The sequence below is a fragment of the Vibrio eleionomae genome, assembly GCF_009874545.1.
Lineage (GTDB): Bacteria > Pseudomonadota > Gammaproteobacteria > Enterobacterales > Vibrionaceae > Vibrio > Vibrio nitrifigilis.
Map to the genome: position 1 here is coordinate 1 of NZ_WEKT01000062.1, position 20969 is coordinate 20969.

Here is a 20969-nt window from a genome sequence, read left to right on the forward strand (position 1 = left end):
TAGTGATTTAGCTTTGCCATTTAATGCAACGTGGGGTGTTGCAATTTTTAGTGTTATATCATTCTATTTATCGCTAAAGTGCCTAATAAAAAAATGTGAGTATAAAAACAATATTAAACTGTTCTATATTTCTTTATTTTTAGGTTCCATTGTTGGATTGGGCATTAATTATTCTAATTATTTTTTTATAATTAAACCTAAGAATATGGTTGAGTGCCCTAAAAAACTAGGTTATAAAAAAAATTTAATGCACGAGTATGTCATTGATGTCTCTCAGTGCGAAAAGTTTTAAAGTATAATTCTCTTTAATTTAGGATGGATTATGTAGACGAACTTAACGGTTATACAAAAGATTTTACAGCTGCTGTAGAGGAATTTTTTGAATGATTTTCTTACGGTTATTTATCTCTGTCTTAGTGATATTGGGGAGTGGTTTTCTCAGTTTGGATATAGTGGAAAGAGCTTTTGATATCTCAGATGTGGTGAAAGTAGACGGTGTACTTAATATTTGGGGAGTATACGGTTTATTTTTAATTAGTCTTTATGGATTAATTTACTGGTTAGGACAAATTATTAATTTACCGTTCCCTATAGGTAATTTTACTAAACCGGTAGTGGTACTTGGAGTAATTATATCTCCTTTGCTTACAGTTGTTACATACGCAAAAGTGCATGCAGACATCTCCGACTATGTAGAGTGTTCTTCTCTTCGTAAAGTGTCACTTCATTATTCTAGTCGTACTTATGCCATGTCGAAGGAACTGTGTTTAACTGAGGCTAAGGATAGGTAAGGTTATTATTGGTTGGTGCGGCTGCGATTACTGCTGTTGCTTTACCGGCTACAGCAAGTGTTTTGTTGACTGGGGCCGTATTCATAGCAGCCTCTTTTGTTTTAGGTCAAGGGCTGGATTATGTTGATAATATGAAAGGCTACACAAATGACTTCACTAAAGTCGTAAAGGAGTTGTTTTGATTATTATTGTGAGAATAGTCATAATCTTTTTATTTATGTCGGTAAGTGTTTTTTTTTGTTGGGATATTTTGGAAAAACTATTTACGACGTCTGATGTAGTGAAGGTTGATGGTCTTCTTAACATTTGGGGATGTTACGCCTCATTTTTCATCTGTATTTATTTTCTTTTCTACTGGGTTAATCAAATAGTTAGGCTTCCTTTCCCTCTTGGAAATATCAACAAAGTTGGTCTTGTGATTTGTATAGTGGTTTCACCGTTACTAGCAATCATCACGTATGCAAAATTTAATGATAATTTATCTGGTTATGTTGAGTGTTCTTCTCTTCGTAAAGTATCACTCCATTATTCAAGCCGTACTTATGCAATCTCGAAGGAATTGTGTATAACTGAGGCTAAGGGTAGGTAATTAGAACACTACCGGAATTTCCCATACATTTTCTCACCCGAAATGTGTTGGATACAACTATAAACCTCAGATGATTTTTGTACAAAAATAAGTTAACTAATCTCTCATATGCAGAGGTAGTGAGCTGAACAACCCCACTCCCCCTACCCCACTGCCAACTTCGCAGCCTGCTGCCACATAAAGTTTGGCATTGGGGTGTGTAGTTCCCACGTAATATTCATAGGCTGCGATCCGGTGTGGGAGATGTAGCTGACTTCCCCAAAGTTCACAAAACCCATAGTTCTGCCGTATTCGTCTTTGCTTTGCTCACGCACAAAGAGGAACAGGCGCTTACCGATGTTCTGGTGTTCGATGTACTCTTTGCCTCGGCCGCGATCGGGGCGCGAACTGTTTTGCGATTGCCAGTGAAACAACTGTTCGTTAATCGCGTAATCGTGATACATGGTGGTGGGTGAAAACTGCTTTTCGTTCTTATCAAGGGTGACAAACATCAGTTCGATGTTGTGATCTTTGAGTACAAAAATCCCCTCTCGTGCTGGCGGCTGATAATCAAACGTTGTAGCACCAAATCCCACTAAAATCTGCTCACGGGCATAACGTGCGTGGAGTTTAAGTGGCACCTCCACCAGCGCTGGCATAGCAGGTTGTTCATGCTTGGTTTGAGCTAATTGGTAGTTAAGCACATCTTTCAATTCTTGTTTGAAGTCGAATTGTTGTAAGGCTTTTAGGCTCTCTTGCAATGATACAAAACCCACAGCGGGACCACTTTGTTGCCAAAAATCGTAGTGACACATCAACGCATAACGGGGATCGGTATCGGCTACATCAAAGCCATTCAAACACAAATGACGCATTGCGAGCAGATACTCACGATCATCACAGGTCAGCACGCGATTTTTGATGCCATTAACAATGTGTTTGGGTAATGCGTTAACATCGTTATCAAACGCTTTATTGACTAAGTTCGTCCAAGCATCTCGTTTGTAGAGATCGTGAATATCGACCTGCGGATTCAATCCTAAAAAGTTGCCCAAGGTCAGCGGCAAATCGGAGTTCATAGAGAACTGGCGAATCATGGTTTGCAACCGCTTGGAAGTTAAAACTGCTTGCTGAATATTGCGCAGCACCATCTCTTGCGTCTGTTTAGTTAATTCGATTCGACACCCCAAAGGCGCATGCGGAAAGCCCTGTTTAATTTCATCGCCAATCGCGCGATTGCTCTTACCAATCAAGGCGCGGAATTTATTGGCAAAATCGTATTCGGGACGAGAATTCCCAACAAAGTCGAGTACGGTACAACACTCTTTCTCATCGGATAAACGCAAACCACGCCCAAGTTGCTGGAGGAAAATCGTCAAGCTTTCAGTCGGACGTAAAAAGAGCAAGGTATCCACTTCGGGGATATCGACCCCTTCGTTAAAAATATCGACCACGCACAATACGTTAATGGTACCGGAGCGAATCGCTTGCTGCTTTTGTTGCCGCTCTTGACTGTTTTTACTGGTCAGAACATCCGCTTTTATACCCTTGAGGATAAATTGCTTAGCCATAAAGTGGGCATGCTCTTGGCTAACACAAAACGCCAAGGCTTTCATGCAGCTGAGATCAGTAATGATCTCCTGCATGCTTTGCATAATTTTATTTAAGCGGCTGTGGTTATGGGTATAAAGGTTAGTCAGTTCCGCAACTTCATAACGCCCACGCGACCAAGAAATCGTGCGTAGATCGATATCATCATCGATGCCGAAATATTGAAATGGACACAGATTCCTGAGGTTAATCGCTTCAGGTAAGCGAATTTCAGCGGCAATCACGCCACCAAAATCTTGCAAAATATCGCCACCATCATGCCGCTCTGGGGTTGCTGTTAACCCTAGTAAAATCTGAGGGGTAAAGTGATTCAATACGCTGCGATAACTGCTCGCGGTAATGTGGTGCACTTCATCTATCACAATGTAATCGTAAAAGTCAGCCGTGAGCCTCAGCTGTTCCAACTGATTGTTTAATGTTTGAATCGAGACAAACAGTTGGCGATAGTGATCCGGTGTATGACTACCGACCCAAAGTTCACCAAAACTGCCATTGCGTAACACGCCACGATAAGCCGCGCGGGCTTGTTTTAGAATTTCTTCTCGATGGGCAACAAACAAGAATGTGGCATTGGGCTTTTGCTTCGCGAATCGCGCAAAATCGAATGCCGAGATTAAGGTTTTCCCTGTTCCTGTTGCTGCAACAACGAGGTTTCGAAAACGCTGATGTATTTCGCGCTCAACGCTTAACTGTTCGAGAATATCGCTTTGATGCGCAAAGGGCTTGATATCAAAGAAGTGCGTTGGCTCATCACTGCCCTCGCCTCGTTGCTGCTTCAATGCTTGCTTGAGCTTGCCGCAACTGCTGGCATCGCCATTGAAAGTCTCAAATTCATTAGAAGCCCAATAGGTTTCAAAGGTACTAAATGACTTTTGAATGATATGGGGAATTTCTTGCGCGGTGATTTTTAAGTTCCACTCTAAACCATTGGTAAGTGCTGAGCGGGACAAATTAGAAGAACCAATATAACCAGTATGAAAGCCTGTATCACGTAAGAATAGATAGCTTTTGGCGTGCAGACGCTCACGGTCGCTGTTGTAACTGAGCTTCACTTCGGTATTGGGTAAACTTGCCAAGTATTCAACCGCTTTGGCATCCGTTGCGCCCATATACGAAGTGGTGATCACTTTGAGCTGCTTGCCACTGTGGGTAAATTCTTCCAGCTCTTTACGAAAAATCCGAATACCAGCCCATTTGATAAAAGAAACCAACCAATAAATTTTATCGGCGGAGCGAATTTCTCGTTTCAGCTCTGATTCCAGCGATAACCCAGCGTTACTGCCACTGAATAGTTCGCTTTGAGTTAAACCCGTTAATGGCGTGATCTCTTCAACGTACTTTTTCAGCTCAGCCGCGACGGGATTCTCTAAGTCATACAAAGCTGTAAGGATTTTACCTTGGCTCTGAATGAGGTTGTCTTCAAAGAAACCATCATCAGCAACTTGGTCTTTAAACCAGAGAATCAGTTGGTTAGAAAGCTCGATTTGCTTTTGAAGTTGGTCTTCACCAGAAGGAACCGCACCGATGGCGAATTCGAGAATATGGGTCAGAAAACGGGATAACCAAACCGTGGCCTCTGCACTGGTGAGTTCTCGCTCCCCAACATAGAAATGGTCTCGGTCTAGCTGGCTGTCTATTAACTGAGTGATCAGTTGTTCGTAAATCCCTAACTGCTGCATCTGATTCCATTATGTTTAATCATCACAGCAAGAGTATACGGACTTTATAAATTAAATAAGAGATCAGTTTTATAATTAATAACTTCCCACCGCGACTCGATAACACTCATCTTGATGTTGCTCGACAAAATGCACGATGCTTTGGTCGAGTTTTCCTTCTGTCACCATGTCATGAAGAATGGTTACAATTTTATTCACATCAAGTCCTTTTCGGTATGGTCGCGCTTGTGCAAGAGCTTGAAAGACATCACTCACAGCGATAATTCTTGCTTCGGTAGAAAGGCTCAAGGCCGTTTTGTGGAATGGATACCCTTTACCATTAATACTTTCGTGGTGAAATGCAGCCCACTGGGCGATGTCTTCCAACCCAGCAATATGACGCAAAATTTCGTAGGTCTCGTAACTGTGGTGGAACATGATGGCTCGTTCGTCGTCGTTCAACTTGCCGGGTTTATCCAGTATTTCATCCGGAATATTAAGCTTTCCTAAATCATGCAGTAACCCAGCAATTTCAATTTTTTTACACTGCTCTTCGTCTAAGCCGTAGTTCTTTGCAATATAAAGAGAAAGTTCACCGACACGCAGTGAGTGTTCCGCAGTAAACGGGCTTTTTTGGTCAACGATATAGGCCATAATTTGGGAAAGCTGTTTAATTTCATCCAAACTCAATTCATGCGTTTGTGTTTTGCGCGCGGCCATTTCCCACGTAAAACGGTAAATATGTTGACCTTGTAACATGATCCAAAAAGCTTCAGATTTAGAAAGTTCCAAATACGCATCAACTAAAGTGGGCTCAAAATAGCGCGCCTGCTGGCGAACAATCTCGTTATCGATATCTTTTCGTGCTAATAAAATATCGTGTTCATAATGGGTTGCAGCAAGAACATCAATCCTATCCGCGAGGAAAATGAGATTCGCCATCAGTGCGACATACTGTGGAATATCCAGATTTTTGAGCGGCTGCCAAGCAGTGTGATGATAAAGGATCGGCAAAGCAAAATGGGCTAATGGCGAAAATGATTTTAGTAAGTCATAACCAATTTGACAGTGTTCTTGCGCATTATCCCAATCAAACTCTGTGACCAATTTTTGGTGAGTCGCATTGGTAGAAACGCCAATATCATGCAACATGCCGAATTCAAACGCGTACTCGATATCTTCTCTGCTGTATCCAAGCTGCTGAGCGATAGACGATGCGATGTAGCCAACACGCTTGCCATGATTAGTATCATCAATACCAACGAGAGAAACGGCTGTTTCAATGGCAATAATCATATCCCGAAGTCGGATTGATAACGCATCCTTAGCAATATCCATGGCACACTCCCATTAATTATTAGCACTTGCTAATAATTAACCTAGTCTAATTCTACCGTACCAAGTGAGACTCCGGTTGGATTACTGAGGCTTGAGCGTTAGCAATACCTCACTTTTCGCCGAGTTGTTTTTACGCCCACTGAGTAAGAAGATGCGATCAGGGTCAATCTCTTGTTGATTCACTAAAAAGGCTTTGACTGCTTGTGCTCTCGCTACCGATAGTTGACGTAGCGCTTCAGGAGAAACCTGTTCAGCATTGAGTAATTGATTGTATAAACTCGCGTAAAGGCGCGTATCAATGTCTTCGTCACTGACTTTATCACTCGCTTGCTTTAACTTCTCTTCGATAGCGTCCCGTTGATCACTGATCGATTTACCGATTTTGTCTTCATAAAAATCTTCGACTGCATCTACCGCCTCGTCATCTGAAGAAACATAGCTTGCGGTTAAAGTTGGGGCATTTTTCACTCCCATCTTAAACAGCGTTTTACGTAGTTGCAGTTCAGCTAATGCGTTCGCATCCGCTGTGGGGTTAATACTGCCGGCAACGTCTACATTCAGTTGTGGACGCTGTTTTAATGCCTTACCTAACGTGGTTAAACGCTCTTGTTCCTCTTGCGTCAATTGCGATTGTCCTGCCGCGAAATTCACCACATTAAGTTCTTCATCACTCCCCACTAGATTAGATAACAATGAAAATGGCGCAGTCACGGCTTTAGTGATGATGTTTTTCACTGCGGTCCAGATAACACTGCCAATACCAAAACTTGGGTCATCGACATCACCACTCACTTGAACGCCCAAATCAATCACACCATTACGATCTTGCAGCAGTGCAATCGCCAGCTTCACTGGTAAACTGGTTGCGAGATCCGAATCGCTCGGTTTACCCAATGTAAGCTGGTCGATATAAACATGGTTTTCACCTTTTAGCTTGCCCTGATCCAAATGGTAGTTAAGCCCTAACGAAAGCTGCCCTTTATCAATAAAGTATCCCGCATAAGTGCCTGAATAAGAGTTGATAGACGTTAACTCCGCACTTTTAATATTCAGGTCTAAATCTAAATAGGGCTTTTCAAGCAGAGGGTTTACCTTACCCGTGAGGCTAATTGGGGCATATTGGTCGATTTTCCCTTTTAAGTTCACGTTGGCAGCCGTATTTCCTTGAGAGCTTAAATCGGTAATAGCCCCATCCAAACTACGGATACCGGATGAAAAATTCGGGGTGAGAGACAAATCAGAAAAATACGCTGAGCCATCAACCACTTTAATTCGTTTTAAAGTCAATGCGATAGGAAGAGCAGACTGGGAGGCAAGGGTTGCCTTTTGATTAGTAGAGTCAGCCTGATCCTCCTTATTCGCAGGTGCGGTGCTCGATTCATCGACTTTTGACGTATCAGTGGCAGTTTTCGCAATATCACTAAGGTTAGTGGTTCTATCTTTATGAATAATGACTTTGGCATAAGGTTTAGTCAGGGTGACTTGGTTAATCGCCAGACGATTCTCAGCTTGCGAAAAAGACAGATTATCCACTTGCAGGGATTGCCAAGAGACTAACGGCTCAGCACTGCGTTGATCGTCCAATCGCAATTGCTCCACGGCTAAGCTTCCCTGATATGTTGCTTTGCCTTGCGTCCACTGGCTAGACACATCGCCTTCGGTGGTAAAACGGCCTTGTTTTAACGATAAATTCATATACTGCTGCAGATAAGGCTGTAGCGAGCTTAAATTAAAATCTTTAAACGCTACATGAGTGTTAAGCTCGGACGTAGCGAGGTTAACTTGCCCTTTACCGCTGAACTCACCGCCAGTGCCCACATTATCTTTAGCCGCATTCGCGACTGAATTATTTAGGAGTAGCGACCAAGAATAGTGAATCGGCTGACTAAAATCGCTCCAAATATGCGATAACTGCACAGCAATTGATGAGATATTCCAGGTCACCGCATGATTAGTATCATCCCCTGAATACGCTTTATCTTGCAGAGCAATATCACCCGCTAAATGCACATTTTGCACCTGCACGACCCATGGCGGATTCTCAGCTTGAAGTTGGGCACTTCCAGTCTTGTGTTGATTGTTAGCCGCGTTGTTATTCGCCACGCTGGCAGATTGGCTAGTCGTTGGTTTATGCGGTGTGATCGGGGTGAATAAACGCTGCAAGTCCACACCTTGTTTATCGAGAACGCCTCGAACGTCTAACCCCGTTAAATCGACACTGCCGATGGTGACTTTTTGCGGTTTGGAATCCAGCGCAATCTCATCAACAATAAAATTTTGGAGCCCAACGTGAGAACGCTGACTCTCCTTATTGGCATCTGCTTGCTTGATGCTATTTGTTGTTGGCTGAACGAACAATACATCACTTAACGCAACTCGCCCTTGAGTTAATGAATAAGTCGGGGTGTTCCCTTGCATGGCAAAAGAGGCTTCACCATTGGTACTTAAAGAACCTTGTTGTAACTGAGCGGTCACCTGATGACGGACAAACGGCCAAAAATCCGTTAAATCAATATTATCGAGAGCAAAACTTGCTTTGGCTTGAAGTGGCTGAACTTGGAACTGCCCCTGAATAGAAATATCTTGTCCATCATGGCCTTGCGCCATCACATGCAATTGGTTCTGAACTTTGTCACTATTATCAGCAGCCTGCATCAAGGCTTGTAGATCAAGGTGTGTTAGTTCAAATGACACGCCTTGATAAGCTATGTCCGCGTTAGACATATGATCTTGGTATTTCACCGTACCGCCCACTAACGCAATACGGTTAGCTCGAAATGAGGCCCCACCACTCTGTGATTCACTTGATTTTTCTTTGCCATCGGCTGAATTTTCAGCCAGCTTATCGACAATGCTAGTAAAGTTAAATTCTGGCTGCGAGCCCTCACCTTTCTGACGGACTACGAGCAAATTAGGTTTGGTTAACACCACATCTTTTACGGTTGGCGTAAGTGTGAATAGACTTTGCCAAAACTGAAACTGAGCTTGAAACTGTTCAAAGCTAAACAAGTTAGGTTGGGCACTATCGTGCTGCCAGTTCGCGATGTTGCCGTGGTTAATGGTGACTCGTAATAAAAAGGGATTGATATGGATTTCACTAATGGACACGGTTCGACCAAGCATCGCACTGGCTTTTTCGGGCAACTGGCGCTGTAATACCGCGGGAATAATCCCACCCAGCAAAATTAGGTAAAACCCGTAAACTAAGATCAAATAGGTCAATACGCGCTGATATTTTGGCCGTGCTTTAAAACGCTGTAACCATTTTTTTAGTGAGATTGTCATTGTCGCCTCGCGAGAGAATACCCCTCGAAAATATGAATACTCCTTTAGTATTAAACACTTTTCCCTAATATTCACACTATGAACAGCAACTCTTTGAGAAATTTGACATTGAGGTTGATCGCGAGCCAAAAAAATACCCGCTAATAAGCGGGCATTAATCACTGCGTTAGGCGACGAAACAGTGTCTCGACATAAGCATGATGACTATACCCAAGTAACCTCAAGATGCTGTTTCAGCGAGAATGTCTTCGCTCTTAGGCAAGGCACTGATTTGAAGACATAGTCATTCTACGTAGAAAATCAGTAACACCGCCTAGGAGCGAATAAAACTCGCCCTTCGGGAGCTCATCAACAAACCTATTTCTGCGCCCAATCACGTTAAAAGGGAATGACCATTCCTGCCGTGATTGAGCTTGACCTAGGCTCGTTGATGAAGCTCTGAATCCTGCATCTTGAGGTCCCGCAGGAAGCTGCGACCAACCGGCACGCTGCGTAAATCCTTTTAAGCGGTCAACCGCATCTTGACGCTTCACGCCTTCCCCCATCAGCATCGAACCTTGCACTTTGGTCGATTCAGTACCTGCAATAAAGATCACTTCAGGCTTCGCAGCTAACACTTGCTCTGGGTTAATCGGACCCCACCATTTTACATATGGCGCAGCAATATTATCGGCATGGATTTGTTCTAACATGGCTCCCCACATATTTTTACCATAGGTAAAGCTGTATTGGCTTGGCCCTTTATTACCAAATTCCACATACGCTTTTGGCTTAGGTAACTTGGCCTCTTTAATACGTTTTTCAATCAAATCCATCGCGTGCGAGTAACCCGTTACGATCTCATCTGCTCGCTTGTTCTGCCCTGTTAACTGGCCAATGATCTGCGTGCTTTTAATGTGTCTCTGCCTTGTTTGGGCATTGTAATCCACAACCACCACGGGAATATTGGCTTGTTCTAAACGCTTCACATCCACGCCTAACCCCTGATATTGCCAATCGGCTAACACCACCACATCAGGGCGTAAGCTAAGGACTTTTTCAATCGAAAAAGTTTGCGCTTCTACTTCACCAACATCTGGGATCTGTGCCAGTTTAGGATCGTGTTCGGTATAAAGTTGCCAACTGGTTGGACGCCATACTTTCCAAGTATCACGTGATAAACCCACCACATGGTCAAAAGCTTGTTCGCCACCAATGGCCATATAATCTTCGGCATAAAAGCCAAGTACGACACGCTTAGCGGGCACATCAACTTGGACGTTGCGATCTAATACATCATGAATGCTTTGCACTTCGGCATGTGCCGAAGAGACGACCACTCCCATGGTCAGTAACGAGGTAATTAAGGCTGATTTAAAGGTCATGTTGAGCTCTCATTATTTTTATTGCGTTACCCAGTCACTAATAACTAGGTGAATGTTTTGAGAGCATAAATATAACAACGACAAATGATAATCAATATCATTTTTACTTATATGATAAGTGATTAACATTTATAAGGATTATTTAATTAACCAACCTGTTAATTCAGAAAATGCTGATGGAATAGCTCGATGTTTTTAGCCAAAGAAAGGCGGTTTGAATCGAGCTGCATTTGCGGTGTTTTTGACTTCCTACTCCAACGCTTTACAATCGGGACTTTTCAAGGAGGCCACCATGCTCAAAATTTCTAACACTGTGACACTTGCCGATTGGGAGATCCAACTCAGTGCTATTCGCGCAGCGGGAAATGGCGGGCAAAATGTGAATAAGGTGTCGTCTGCAATTCACTTACGCTTCGATGTCCCTCATTCCACGCTTCCCGCTGTTTATAAAGAGCGGCTGTTGGCATTAAATGACTCACGAATATCGAAAGATGGCGTCATCGTGATCAAAGCACAAACGCATCGTACACAAGAGAAAAATCGTGAAGATGCACTGGCTCGATTAGTCGAACTGATTCAATCAGCGATGGTAGTGCAGAAGAAACGTCGCCCGACGCGCCCTACCCGAGCATCGCAGGTGCGCCGTGTGGATACCAAGAAAAAACAAGGACAAAAGAAAACCATGCGCAGTAAAGTTAGCTTTTAGATCATGGGTAACCCAAAGCTAAAAAAGCAAAAAGATCATGGGTGTCCTCATACTCCAAAAGCATAAAGAACACGGTAACCCAAAAGCCAGTGATATGACTACGCTAATAGCCCCGAAACGCTTTGCCATAAAGCGATACAGCCAAATGCCAAGATGGTAAAGCATGGCACAATCGTCAATACTTTTTGCCCCGATTTCCACTGAAATATCTTATTTGCTAACACGCTATACATCAGCATGATAGAGATATCTATCGCCAGCCAAATCAACATCAAACAGATGGCATGCACTGTGAATTGGCCGTTAACCGCAATGAACGACGGTAAAAAGGCAACAAGAAACAGAATGTCTTTGGGATTAGACAATCCCAGCTTAAGCGCCATCCAGAAATCGACGCTCTCCTCCACACTACTCTCTTCCTCTTTTGCTTGATGGATTTCATAAAATGAATGAGCGGCAATATAAAGCAAGTACAAGCCGCCAAGACCTTGCAAAATATTCAAAGCTTGACCGTTGATATTAATTGCGTACATCAAGAGCAAGAAACTGATGGCCAAGAGAATTTGCGCAGATATCACTGTGCCAGCAATGATGCGTTTGGGAATCGAATATTGAGATTGAGAAATAACTAAACTGACTATCGGGCCAGGTGAAATAATCAGCAAAAATACAGCACATGCAAAAGCAAGATAAGACATAAGTTCCTCACATATCAGAGTCACCATTCTGTCTTATTATGCTTTTAATGGGAATAACAATTCATTTAAATTTAATAAATTATCCTACCGACGTGATATTCACGATTGGCAAACTATCGTCCACCACACTATGGCAGTTCAGTGCGCGGATATCAGTATTGCGTAACAGTTTTTGTGGATAACGATAAAATGCGTTCATGGCACGATTATACGTTTTGGGTTCTAACGCGGGTAAGCTTTCGTTGTTGTATCCAGCCATCGCTTTCGCTTCCAGATCAATCACGATAAGTTCATCGCCCACTTTTAGAGACGCGGGATCAGCTTGATATCTTGGATTGAGCTCTAATAATCGCTTAGGAGACACACCGTGTTTCATCGCAATCGAATTCCAACTTTCACGTTTAGAGCTACCCAGTTGACGTTGCACGAAGTAAGTAGTCGCGCCACGTTCTGAGTAATCATCTAGCCACTGCTCTTGATTCGCTGTGACCATCGACTCTTTGGTCGTTTTAAGTAAGCTAGGAATATCAATCACTACGCTGTGTTGATCAAGCCATTGGTCGTTCAAATTATCCAATTGTTCTCGGGTTATCTGCTGCTTAAGATAGACCAAACGCTGATTTTTAATCATACGACCACGCAATTTCCAAAACAGTAATATCGCATTTTGATAGCGATTAAAGCCTTGGCGGTCGTCAAGAGCACGGTGAGTTGAACGAGTGGCGTAAAAACTCCACTTCCCTTCACCTAAAATCTTATACTCCTGCACCAAATGGCGATTACAGATATGGTAGTAATAACCTTCGGTCGGTAATCCCAAACGTCCCCCTGTTTGCACAGCAGGAATTACAGGGATAAATGAATCACGAATGCTGTCTACGGCACCGATTTCGTCCAGTTTAACGCTATCGGCCAGAGTCACTCCCATTGGCGCACTTCCGACCTGAACCATCAACTGTTTTGGCTCATTAAAGGCCGTATGAATCGTGAATTTAGTACCAAAACGGGTATGTGATTTATGCCAATTGCCCAGCATAGGTTCACGAACTGTTTTACCTAATGAGAAATGACACCCAACATTGTTTATCAACGCTTGCTCTGAACACGCGACTTCAAAACTGTACTCATGACGTAATGGGTGAATGGTATCACTGAAATCAGGACGAACATCAGCCAGCGATTGAACATCATGAATAGAATGAGGGTGACGGGAAAACGGTGTGACATCACCATAACTTGGGCGGTGAGGTTTCGTACTTTTATTCGAAGAAGAGGGTTGTTTTAACGCAGACAACACTCTCTCTAGCGACTCAGGTAAAGCATGACGAACTCCGGGCTCTTTGGGCTCCTTTGAGGTCTTTGCTAGTTCTTGAGCGGCACTATTGATTGCCGACATTTGGTGTTTTAATGCCGGATTCTTTATCGCTTGCTGTAACAGCCAAAGATGACCCTCTCTCAGCTTATCCTCAAAACTCTCCAAAGCCATGCCCTCGGGAACGAGAGCGTTGAGTTCTTCACGGGATAGCTGATCCAGCCCACCTTCGACCTGATTAAACTCAGAGTTGGTTAACTCTGCAAATCGTGTCATTCGGTAAGTCATTATTTGTGTATTGCCTAGCCATGTTGCATTATTTTTATGCTCGCTATAATACTGTTATGACTGAATAAAAACTAATCCATATGGTCAAATCATTGTCAGAACCACAGAGCTTAGACTCAAGATCACATTTTTGGCCAAACACTTAATATCCCCAAGTGACCTCACCGCAATTCACGACGGTAAGATGATTTACATCCCTAAATGTTTAATTGTTGCACAGTGAAATCAATAGGATTATGCGTAATCTATTTGGTTGAAAAATAAGCTTTTATACGCTTTTATATTCGATTATGGTGATGTATCCAAGTTTAGACATTATCTTGTTAGGATACTCTTTCATTATGAAAACGTTGACTTCACGTTGGACACGCCAACGCCTTTGGGCAGGCGTGTTAAGTGGTATTAGTTTGTTGTCTCTTTCTGCTCATGCAGCAACCGAAGATCCTCTGGTTGTGCACACTCAAGCGGGCGAGATTCAGGGAAAATCGCTGCCATATACTCGCACTTGGCAAGGCATTCCTTATGCCCAACCTCCCGTTGGAAATCTGCGCTGGAAGGCACCGCAGCCAGTGAAACATTGGCAAGGCATCAAAACTGCGATGAAATTTGGCGCTTCCTGTATGCAAACACCGCCACCGAAAGGCCCTGAAGCGGTGTTAAGTCAACGCCCAATGAGTGAAGATTGCCTAACGTTAAATATTTGGCAACCCAAACGCCGCTTCGAGGAACATAAATACCCGGTCATGGTTTGGATCCACGGTGGCGCATTCCGCATGGGTGGAACATCGCTTAAGTTGTATGACGGTGCTAAGTTAGCGCAAAAAGGTGTGTTGGTCGTCACTCTAAATTATCGTCTTGGTCCATTGAGTGTTTTCCCTCACCCAGCTCTAGATAAAGAAGAGCATGGCAAAGCACTGAACTTTGGTTTGCTCGATCAAATTGCTGCCCTTAAATGGATAAAACATAATATCGCCCAGTTTGGCGGTGATCCGAACAATGTTACGATTTGGGGCGAATCCGCTGGCGGTGCCTCTGTCGGATATTTGATGACGTCACCACAAACCAAAGGACTTTTTAACAAAGCCATTATGGAATCTGGTGCGCTAGCGCTACCTGAATTTACCCGTCAGCAAGCGGTAGAAGGGATTCAAAAACAACTACCCAAAACGATAGCGAAGATGACACCGAAACAATTGCGTGCCATTCCAGCTAAGCAACTGTTGACCTTACCGCTAGCTAAAACGACTACCATGCCAATTATTGATGGCGTCTCGTTAACAGAAAAGACCCAAGTTGCGATGGCAAAAGGTGATTATCAACACGTGCCTCTAGTTATCGGCAGCAACAGTGATGAAGCAGGGTTCTTCCCACCAGCATGGGCAGCATCAGTCAAAGAAAAATTGGGTAAACTCTGGCCTCAAGCGGAGCAATTGACCGATGGTTACGGCACTCATTCGATAAAAAATAAAGAGTTTCAACTAGCGACTGATATTTTTGCGACGATGAACACTCGCCGTTTCGCCACCAGCTCAGTGAATGCTAAACAGCCGACTTGGCGTTATTACTTTAGCTATGTAAGCCCTGGCGACAATCGTGGTTTCCCAGGGGCAATTCATACCGGAGAAATTCCGTATGTGTTTGGCAATATTGATCAACTACCATTCCAAGCCGTACCAGAAGATAAAGCCCTAGCAAACAATATGATGGAACGCTGGGTGCATTTTGCTAAGCATGGTAATCCTAACCCCATCGCTTTTGGTACTTGGCCGCAATACAATCCACAACAAAAAGAGACCTTGTGGAAAATCGATGTGCATGGCGAGCAACCAATAAATGAACCCGGTAAAGCGCGTTTGGATTTTTTACAGCAACATCCTGAAGTGCAATTGAATTAAAATTCCAGCCCGTGAATGATATTAAGCGAGCCTATGAGCTCGCTTTTTTATGCTCGAAGGCTTTAGGGATAAGTGCCATTGATTATGCGTTTTAAAGCTCGATTTCAGTAAAATACACTCATTGTTACTTTTAATAGATGAAAGTACGCGACATCACATACGAACAGCGATAAATTAACCACCTCTTTAAGCGCTAATCAGTTTTTAATCATGTTATCTGCTCAACAATCTTCACCAATATTCCCAATTGGTGTGCGTTTTATGTTTCTTTCTGCCATGGGATTTGCCTTGATGACTGCCTTTGTTAAAGGGGTCAGCAATTATGGCATTCCTGTCTTTGAAATTGTCGCCGCGCGCGCACTGGTTTCTCTGATCATCAGCTATGTTGATGTCAAAAGAAAACGCATCTCCATTTGGGGTAATAATAAGAAACTCTTGTTCGCTCGTGGCGCTTTCGGCACGGCATCATTGATGTGTGTGTATTATGCGGTTACCTCGCTGCCTTTGGCAGAAGCGACCATTCTGCAATACGTTCACCCCGTTTTTACTGCCCTATTGGCCGTACTGTTTTTGAAAGAACGTGTTCAACCCGCAACATTAGTCTGTATCGTGTTGTGTTTACTCGGGCTTTACAGCATGTTGCATCCCGATTTGGCAACGAATGGGCCATCCAATATTTCTCTGTTTAGCGTCGTTATCGCGCTATGCGGCGCATTTGGTAGCTCTATCGCTTATGTGATTGTGAAGAAACTGAGCCGCACAGAAGACAGCTCAGTGATCATTTTCTACTTCCCAATGGTGGCACTGCCGGTATCGATTATTTTGGCTGGGCAAAACTTTGTAATGCCTGAATGGAACGTCACCATCATGATGATTTTCATTGGTATTTTTACCCAAATTGGTCAATACGGTTTAACCAAAGCCATGCAAACACAAGATGCGGGAAGAGCCTCCGCGTTTTCTTACATCCAAATTGTGTTCTCGATTCTTATCGGCGTTATTTGGTTCAAAGAAGTACCATCCGTGTGGACGTACCTCGGGGGGATTTTCATTGTGTCTGGCGCATTGATTAACGTATTTGGTCAGCATATTCCGTTACTCAGACGACGCTAATCACTACGATAATTCAATAAAAAAGGCGCTTCTTTATGATTAAAGAAGCGCCTTTTTTGTCTGTTTAAATCAGAGAATTTCTTAGCTTTTAGGCAAAGTGAGTAATGCTTGTGTTGCTGCTTGCGCAATATGTTCTACAGACTCAGCACTGCCATAAGTCCAGCAAGGCTCAACCGTAAGGAAGTGCCCCTTATTTACAAAAGGTAGGTGCTGCCAAAGCACGGAAGAAAACAGCTTTTTCTCTTGAGTAAATGGACGGATGTAGATCACGACACCTTCGTTTACTTGAGCTAACTGCTGTAAAGGTAAGGTTGTCATCCCCCAGGCCGTTTGTTTTGATGGTAACGCTGGTTTAATGCCTAATTGCGATAATGCGTATTCGATGGTGGAGTTTTTACCATAGGCGGAAACATGGCTGGTGTCGGAAAAATGTACCATCACAACTTTGGGAATATGATGGTTGAAATGCGCCTCTAATTGCTCACGCCACTGGGCTATTTTTTTCGTCCTCTGTGCCAAAAATGCTTTTGCTTCAGGTTCTTTCCCCACCGCTTTCGCCATATTTAAAAATGCTTGGTCAACGGCTGGGCCATTTTGATGATCCACGCGAAAGGTATCAAAACTTAAAACAGGCGAGATTTGCGCTAAAGATTGATAGGCGCTGCCCTGTTCGGCCCCACTGATGATGACATCGGGTTTAAGCTGATGAATACGCTCTAAGTTTGGTTCACCACGCATACCAATATTGGTAATGTCAGTCGGACGCTTAGGTAATTTAACCCAATCATCATACCCATTAGGATCCGCCATCCCGACAGGAGTCACACCAAGGGTGAACATCGCTTCAGCCGCAGACCAATTTAAAACCACCACTCGCTTCGCAGGCTGTTGCCACTCATGGGTGCCTTTAGCATCTTTGACCTCAAACGCATTGGCACAAAAACTAGCCATGCTCCCAACCAACAATGCGCTTTGGATTAATTGCTTAAATGTCATCATAATCATCACTGCTATCTATCAATATCTATCTCCCCATAAAAATGGGAATAAGAATTATTGTCATTTTTCCTGATTATACATAAAAACCCGCTTTGCGATAGAACCCATCTTTATCAATACCTTATCGAACTAGGTTCGCCATCAATAGTAATAACGGTGTTCACCCTACTTTTACGACGCCACGACAATTGCATTTTATTTGCATCTTTTTCAATACGTGATAAATTCAAAACTATATATATCAATGGTTATAGACGAAGTATTTACTAACTAGTGTACTAGCACACTGACATAATCAGCAGTGTTAACCATGGTGCAAATCATTAAGGAACAACAGCCGTTATCGCTGAGATTTCATCAACAAGGAAATAAGCAAAATGAAACTTTGTATTGCTGGCGCAGGTGCCATTGGATGTACGCTTGCCGCTCTACTGGCAAAAGCAGGGAACACTGTTAACGTACTCGCTCGCGGTGCAACACTCGATGCCTTACAAACCAACGGCATTGCACTTAAAGATCTCGAAGGACAGCATCGCATTAATGTTGTCGCTAAACAAAATGCTGAAGAGTTTGGTGTACAAGATGTCATTTTCCTATGTACTAAAACGACGGCTCTAGAAGCGATTGCCGAAAAAGTTCAGCCCATGATTGGCGAACACACCATCATCGTTCCGATGGTCAATGGTCTGCCTTGGTGGTACTTTCAAGGGATCGATAACCCCAACAATCAATCGATTGAGCGTCTCGATCCAACAGGAAAATTGGCCCAATTACTCCCAGCCAAACACATTATTGGTTGTGTGACCTTTATGACTGCGTTTCGTAAAGCGCCAGCGGATGTTGTTTCAGAAAACCCACATCTATTAATTTTGGGGGAGATCAACAACGATCTCAGCGATCGTCTACAGCAACTTCGTGAAGTGCTTGAAGCGGCCGATATTGAAGCGCGTGCCGTGGATAACATTCGTGACCAAATCTGGACCAAAGTCGCCGCTAACTTAACGTCTAACCCGCTTTCAGTGGTGACTAAAGGCACTCTTGAGCAGCTCTATGCTGATCCACGCGTTAGTCCGTTAGTCCGCCATATTCTTGATGAAGTGCTACTCACTGCGGCAGCTTACAGTGCCCGCATTCGCTTTAATCCACTGCAAATCATGGAGATGGGCGCAGGCATGGGGAATATTCAAACCTCAATGCTGCAAGATTTCTTAGCAGGGCAACGCTTGGAATTAGATGCCATCGGCTACTCTGTGATTGAGCTAGCAGAGAAAGTGGGCATAGAGATGCCGCATACCAAGCAAGTGTTGGATATGACCGCCTTTATTTCTGAGCAGAGCCTTAACGCCAAATAAGCACTCAGTAAGCACTAAACAGACGACAAAGGACAGCCGAGGCTGTCCTTTCTATTGGATCTAAGATAACGGATAAACGGACGTTTATTTAGTCATTACTGTATTGAGCACCCAGCTTGCATGCGCTAATAGCATATCATCATCGTGAGCTTGGCCGACAAGCTGTAAACCAAGCGGTAAGCCGGCTTGATCGCTCAATCCTGGAATGGTGACTGTTGGCAATCCAAGCACCTGCCAAGGGCGGCTCATATGGGGTGATCCTGTGCCATCAGTTTTGAGCGGTGCAATACCGGGAGCAGCAGGGGTTAGAATCACATCCACTTGTGCGAGTGCTTGATTAAGCCACCCACCCAATTCTTGTACCTGACGTAATGCGTTCAAATATTCACTGCGTTCCATTGCCAACCCATTGGCTAACAACGCTTGTAATGGTTCACTCAATTGCTCAGGAAATTGAGATTCATACGCGAGGTTTCGGCACACTTCCCACGCCATGATCTGTTCATGACAACGCACTAACTGACGGACTTGCTCTGTTTGCCCCAAACGTTCTATCGCAACGCCCTGTTTTTCAAGTTTTTCCGCTAAACTAGCGAGTGCTTCTTGCATATCAATTGAGACATCACCGACTAAACTGCCATCACACACTAATACGCGTTTTAGCTCTGACGCATTCAGGGTACTTTGCCAATTTTCAGGTGTGGCTTGGCGCAATAATACCGATCGTAGCAGCTGAATATCTGCCACTTCACGGCCATATAATCCTAACGAATCTAGCGATTGAGCCAGTGGCTGACCACCACGCAGTGATAATTCACCTCGGCTTGCAACATAACCAATAGTGCCACAATAAGCCGCAGGTCGAATAACGGAGGCAGCCGTTTGCGATCCTACACTCACCGGAACCATATTATCGGCTACTGCCGCTGCAGAGCCGCTCGATGAACCACCAGGTGTACGCTCAGTATCCACCGGATTACCCGTTTTTCCCGCTTTAAAGTAAGCAAATTCTGTGGTGACGGTTTTTCCTAAGATCATGCCACCTGCTTTCTTAATCAGCTCAACACAGGTCGCGTCATCGGAAGGAATACGGCCTTGGTGAATGCTAGACCCCATCTCAGTTGGCATCTCTTTGGTATCAATTATATCTTTGATACCGACAGGCAGACCTTTAAGCACACTGGTGGTAAAAAAGTCCTGCTGCGCGTGATAACGTGTTAAATATTCATCTCGTGTTAAACGGTGCTGCCACGCACCCACCGCTTCTTCACGCGCTTCAATGCGATCGAAGCAAGCATTAATCCATTGTTCAGCAGTTTGTTCTCCAGCCGCAATGCTACGTAACATGCTGACTAAGCTTTGAGGTTGCAATGTGAGATCACTATCCATGTTCTTTCTCTTTTGTTCGTGATTATTGGTGCCAGACGCGTTGACTGACATAACGCAGAAGAAGGTCTAACTGGCTTTTTGCAGCGAAGACTCACCATTCAAAGAATGGTAATTGCGGTTGAAATAAACTAAACCTGAGCCTTCTTCACTGACTCGAGCCGCCTTCACTTGGCAATAAAATACCGTGTGTGTCCCCACTTCATGAACCTCATCAATCACACAATCAAACCCCACAAGCGCTTGTTCTAATATCGGTGCACCGGTTTCCAGTGTTAACCAATCGTGTTTAGCAAAACGCTGCTCTGAAGTGAGATCGCGGTTAGCAAAATCCCACGAGATATCTTGGTGATGGCTGCGTAATACGTTTACGCATAACACCCCATTTTTCTTAAAGTGCGGATTCGCAAATGAGTGTCGGTTCATGCACACTAACAGTGTTGGCGGCTCATCGGTCACGCTGGTAACTGCGGTCGCGGTAAAGCCAAATCGACCGGCTTCACCATCGGTGGTAATCACATTCACTGCGCCGCCCAATAACGACATTCCGTTACGAAATAGATCTTTATCAATCATGCTGTATCACTCCTTTGAGGTGGTTCTAT

The 20969-nt window shown here is 43.8% G+C and carries 15 protein-coding genes; 6 read left to right on the forward strand and 9 right to left on the reverse strand.

Translation table 11 applies throughout. The features are described from left to right. Both F9817_RS24155 and F9817_RS20620 read left to right on the forward strand, forming a co-directional pair. On the forward strand, positions 1-292 hold a 292-nt coding region (locus tag F9817_RS24155), incomplete at its 5' end, for a hypothetical protein (protein ID WP_237476306.1). A 91-nt stretch (positions 293-383) separates the two neighbouring features. Then, positions 384-791: a hypothetical protein gene (locus F9817_RS20620; protein ID WP_161158081.1), complete on the forward strand. Its 408-nt coding sequence runs from the start codon at positions 384-386 to the stop codon at positions 789-791. A 732-nt stretch (positions 792-1523) separates the two neighbouring features. Here F9817_RS20620 and F9817_RS20625 read toward each other — a convergent pair. The 4 genes from F9817_RS20625 to F9817_RS20640 all read right to left on the reverse strand — a co-directional run bounded on the left by F9817_RS20625 (position 1524) and on the right by F9817_RS20640 (position 10615). Next, complete coding sequence (locus F9817_RS20625) at positions 1524-4649, reverse strand: DEAD/DEAH box helicase (RefSeq protein WP_161158082.1); 3126 nt, start codon at positions 4647-4649, stop codon at positions 1524-1526. Positions 4650-4724: 75 nt separating this feature from the next. Further along, positions 4725-5966: an HD-GYP domain-containing protein gene (locus F9817_RS20630; RefSeq protein ID WP_161158083.1), complete on the reverse strand. Its 1242-nt coding sequence runs from the start codon at positions 5964-5966 to the stop codon at positions 4725-4727. Between the two features lie 81 nt (positions 5967-6047). After that, positions 6048-9251, reverse strand: a complete 3204-nt coding sequence (locus F9817_RS20635; protein ID WP_161158084.1) for a DUF748 domain-containing protein — start codon at positions 9249-9251, stop codon at positions 6048-6050. Between the two features lie 254 nt (positions 9252-9505). Continuing rightward, complete coding sequence (locus F9817_RS20640) at positions 9506-10615, reverse strand: ABC transporter substrate-binding protein (RefSeq protein WP_161158085.1); 1110 nt, start codon at positions 10613-10615, stop codon at positions 9506-9508. Positions 10616-10907: 292 nt separating this feature from the next. On the opposite strand from F9817_RS20640, the gene arfB reads away from it, so the two are divergent. Further along, positions 10908-11321, forward strand: coding sequence for an alternative ribosome rescue aminoacyl-tRNA hydrolase ArfB (arfB, locus tag F9817_RS20645; protein WP_161158086.1), 414 nt, complete (start codon positions 10908-10910; stop codon positions 11319-11321). Positions 11322-11419: 98 nt separating this feature from the next. Here arfB and F9817_RS20650 read toward each other — a convergent pair whose 3' ends face one another. Then, positions 11420-12019, reverse strand: coding sequence for a LysE family transporter (locus F9817_RS20650; protein WP_161158087.1), 600 nt, complete (start codon positions 12017-12019; stop codon positions 11420-11422). Positions 12020-12098: 79 nt separating this feature from the next. Then, complete coding sequence (locus F9817_RS20655) at positions 12099-13607, reverse strand: LysM peptidoglycan-binding domain-containing protein (RefSeq protein ID WP_161158088.1); 1509 nt, start codon at positions 13605-13607, stop codon at positions 12099-12101. Positions 13608-13960: 353 nt separating this feature from the next. Here F9817_RS20655 and F9817_RS20660 point away from each other — a divergent pair, with 353 nt between their 5' ends. Both F9817_RS20660 and F9817_RS20665 read left to right on the forward strand, forming a co-directional pair. Beyond that, on the forward strand, positions 13961-15514 hold the full coding sequence (locus F9817_RS20660; protein WP_161158089.1) for a carboxylesterase/lipase family protein: 1554 nt from the start codon (positions 13961-13963) through the stop codon (positions 15512-15514). Between the two features lie 210 nt (positions 15515-15724). Then, positions 15725-16627, forward strand: coding sequence for a DMT family transporter (locus tag F9817_RS20665; RefSeq protein ID WP_161158090.1), 903 nt, complete (start codon positions 15725-15727; stop codon positions 16625-16627). 81 nt (positions 16628-16708) lie between these two features. Here the strand turns inward: F9817_RS20665 and F9817_RS20670 are convergent, their stop codons facing one another. Then, positions 16709-17626 (reverse strand): ABC transporter substrate-binding protein, encoded by a 918-nt coding sequence (locus F9817_RS20670; RefSeq protein ID WP_161158091.1) that lies wholly within the window; start codon positions 17624-17626, stop codon positions 16709-16711. A 377-nt stretch (positions 17627-18003) separates the two neighbouring features. Between F9817_RS20670 and F9817_RS20675 the strand changes: the two genes are divergently transcribed. Beyond that, a complete protein-coding gene (locus F9817_RS20675; protein WP_161158092.1) occupies positions 18004-18978 on the forward strand; it encodes a ketopantoate reductase family protein in 975 nt (324 codons plus the stop codon). An 84-nt stretch (positions 18979-19062) separates the two neighbouring features. Here the strand turns inward: F9817_RS20675 and F9817_RS20680 are convergent, their stop codons facing one another. Together F9817_RS20680 and F9817_RS20685 are read right to left on the reverse strand one after the other, a co-directional pair. Continuing rightward, positions 19063-20367 carry an amidase gene (locus tag F9817_RS20680; RefSeq protein ID WP_161158093.1) on the reverse strand — a complete coding sequence of 435 codons (1305 nt, stop codon included), beginning with the start codon at positions 20365-20367 and terminating at the stop codon, positions 19063-19065. A gap of 66 nt (positions 20368-20433) precedes the next feature. Then, entirely contained in the window at positions 20434-20940 is a 507-nt protein-coding gene (locus F9817_RS20685) for a flavin reductase (protein ID WP_161158094.1), read from the reverse strand. Positions 20941-20969 lie beyond the last annotated feature (29 nt).

Excerpts from the sequence above, each read along its gene's own strand:
- F9817_RS20620 (WP_161158081.1), top strand. The coding sequence starts at position 384 with ATGATTTTCTTACGGTTATTTATCTCTGTCTTAGTGATATTGGGGAGT.
- F9817_RS20625 (WP_161158082.1), bottom strand. The coding sequence starts at position 4,649 with ATGCAGCAGTTAGGGATTTACGAACAACTGATCACTCAGTTAATAGAC.
- F9817_RS20630 (WP_161158083.1), bottom strand. The coding sequence starts at position 5,966 with ATGGATATTGCTAAGGATGCGTTATCAATCCGACTTCGGGATATGATT.
- F9817_RS20635 (WP_161158084.1), bottom strand. The coding sequence starts at position 9,251 with ATGACAATCTCACTAAAAAAATGGTTACAGCGTTTTAAAGCACGGCCA.
- F9817_RS20640 (WP_161158085.1), bottom strand. The coding sequence starts at position 10,615 with ATGACCTTTAAATCAGCCTTAATTACCTCGTTACTGACCATGGGAGTG.
- arfB (WP_161158086.1), top strand. The coding sequence starts at position 10,908 with ATGCTCAAAATTTCTAACACTGTGACACTTGCCGATTGGGAGATCCAA.
- F9817_RS20650 (WP_161158087.1), bottom strand. The coding sequence starts at position 12,019 with ATGTCTTATCTTGCTTTTGCATGTGCTGTATTTTTGCTGATTATTTCA.
- F9817_RS20655 (WP_161158088.1), bottom strand. The coding sequence starts at position 13,607 with ATGACACGATTTGCAGAGTTAACCAACTCTGAGTTTAATCAGGTCGAA.
- F9817_RS20660 (WP_161158089.1), top strand. The coding sequence starts at position 13,961 with ATGAAAACGTTGACTTCACGTTGGACACGCCAACGCCTTTGGGCAGGC.
- F9817_RS20665 (WP_161158090.1), top strand. The coding sequence starts at position 15,725 with ATGTTATCTGCTCAACAATCTTCACCAATATTCCCAATTGGTGTGCGT.
- F9817_RS20670 (WP_161158091.1), bottom strand. The coding sequence starts at position 17,626 with ATGATGACATTTAAGCAATTAATCCAAAGCGCATTGTTGGTTGGGAGC.
- F9817_RS20675 (WP_161158092.1), top strand. The coding sequence starts at position 18,004 with ATGAAACTTTGTATTGCTGGCGCAGGTGCCATTGGATGTACGCTTGCC.
- F9817_RS20680 (WP_161158093.1), bottom strand. The coding sequence starts at position 20,367 with ATGGATAGTGATCTCACATTGCAACCTCAAAGCTTAGTCAGCATGTTA.
- F9817_RS20685 (WP_161158094.1), bottom strand. The coding sequence starts at position 20,940 with ATGATTGATAAAGATCTATTTCGTAACGGAATGTCGTTATTGGGCGGC.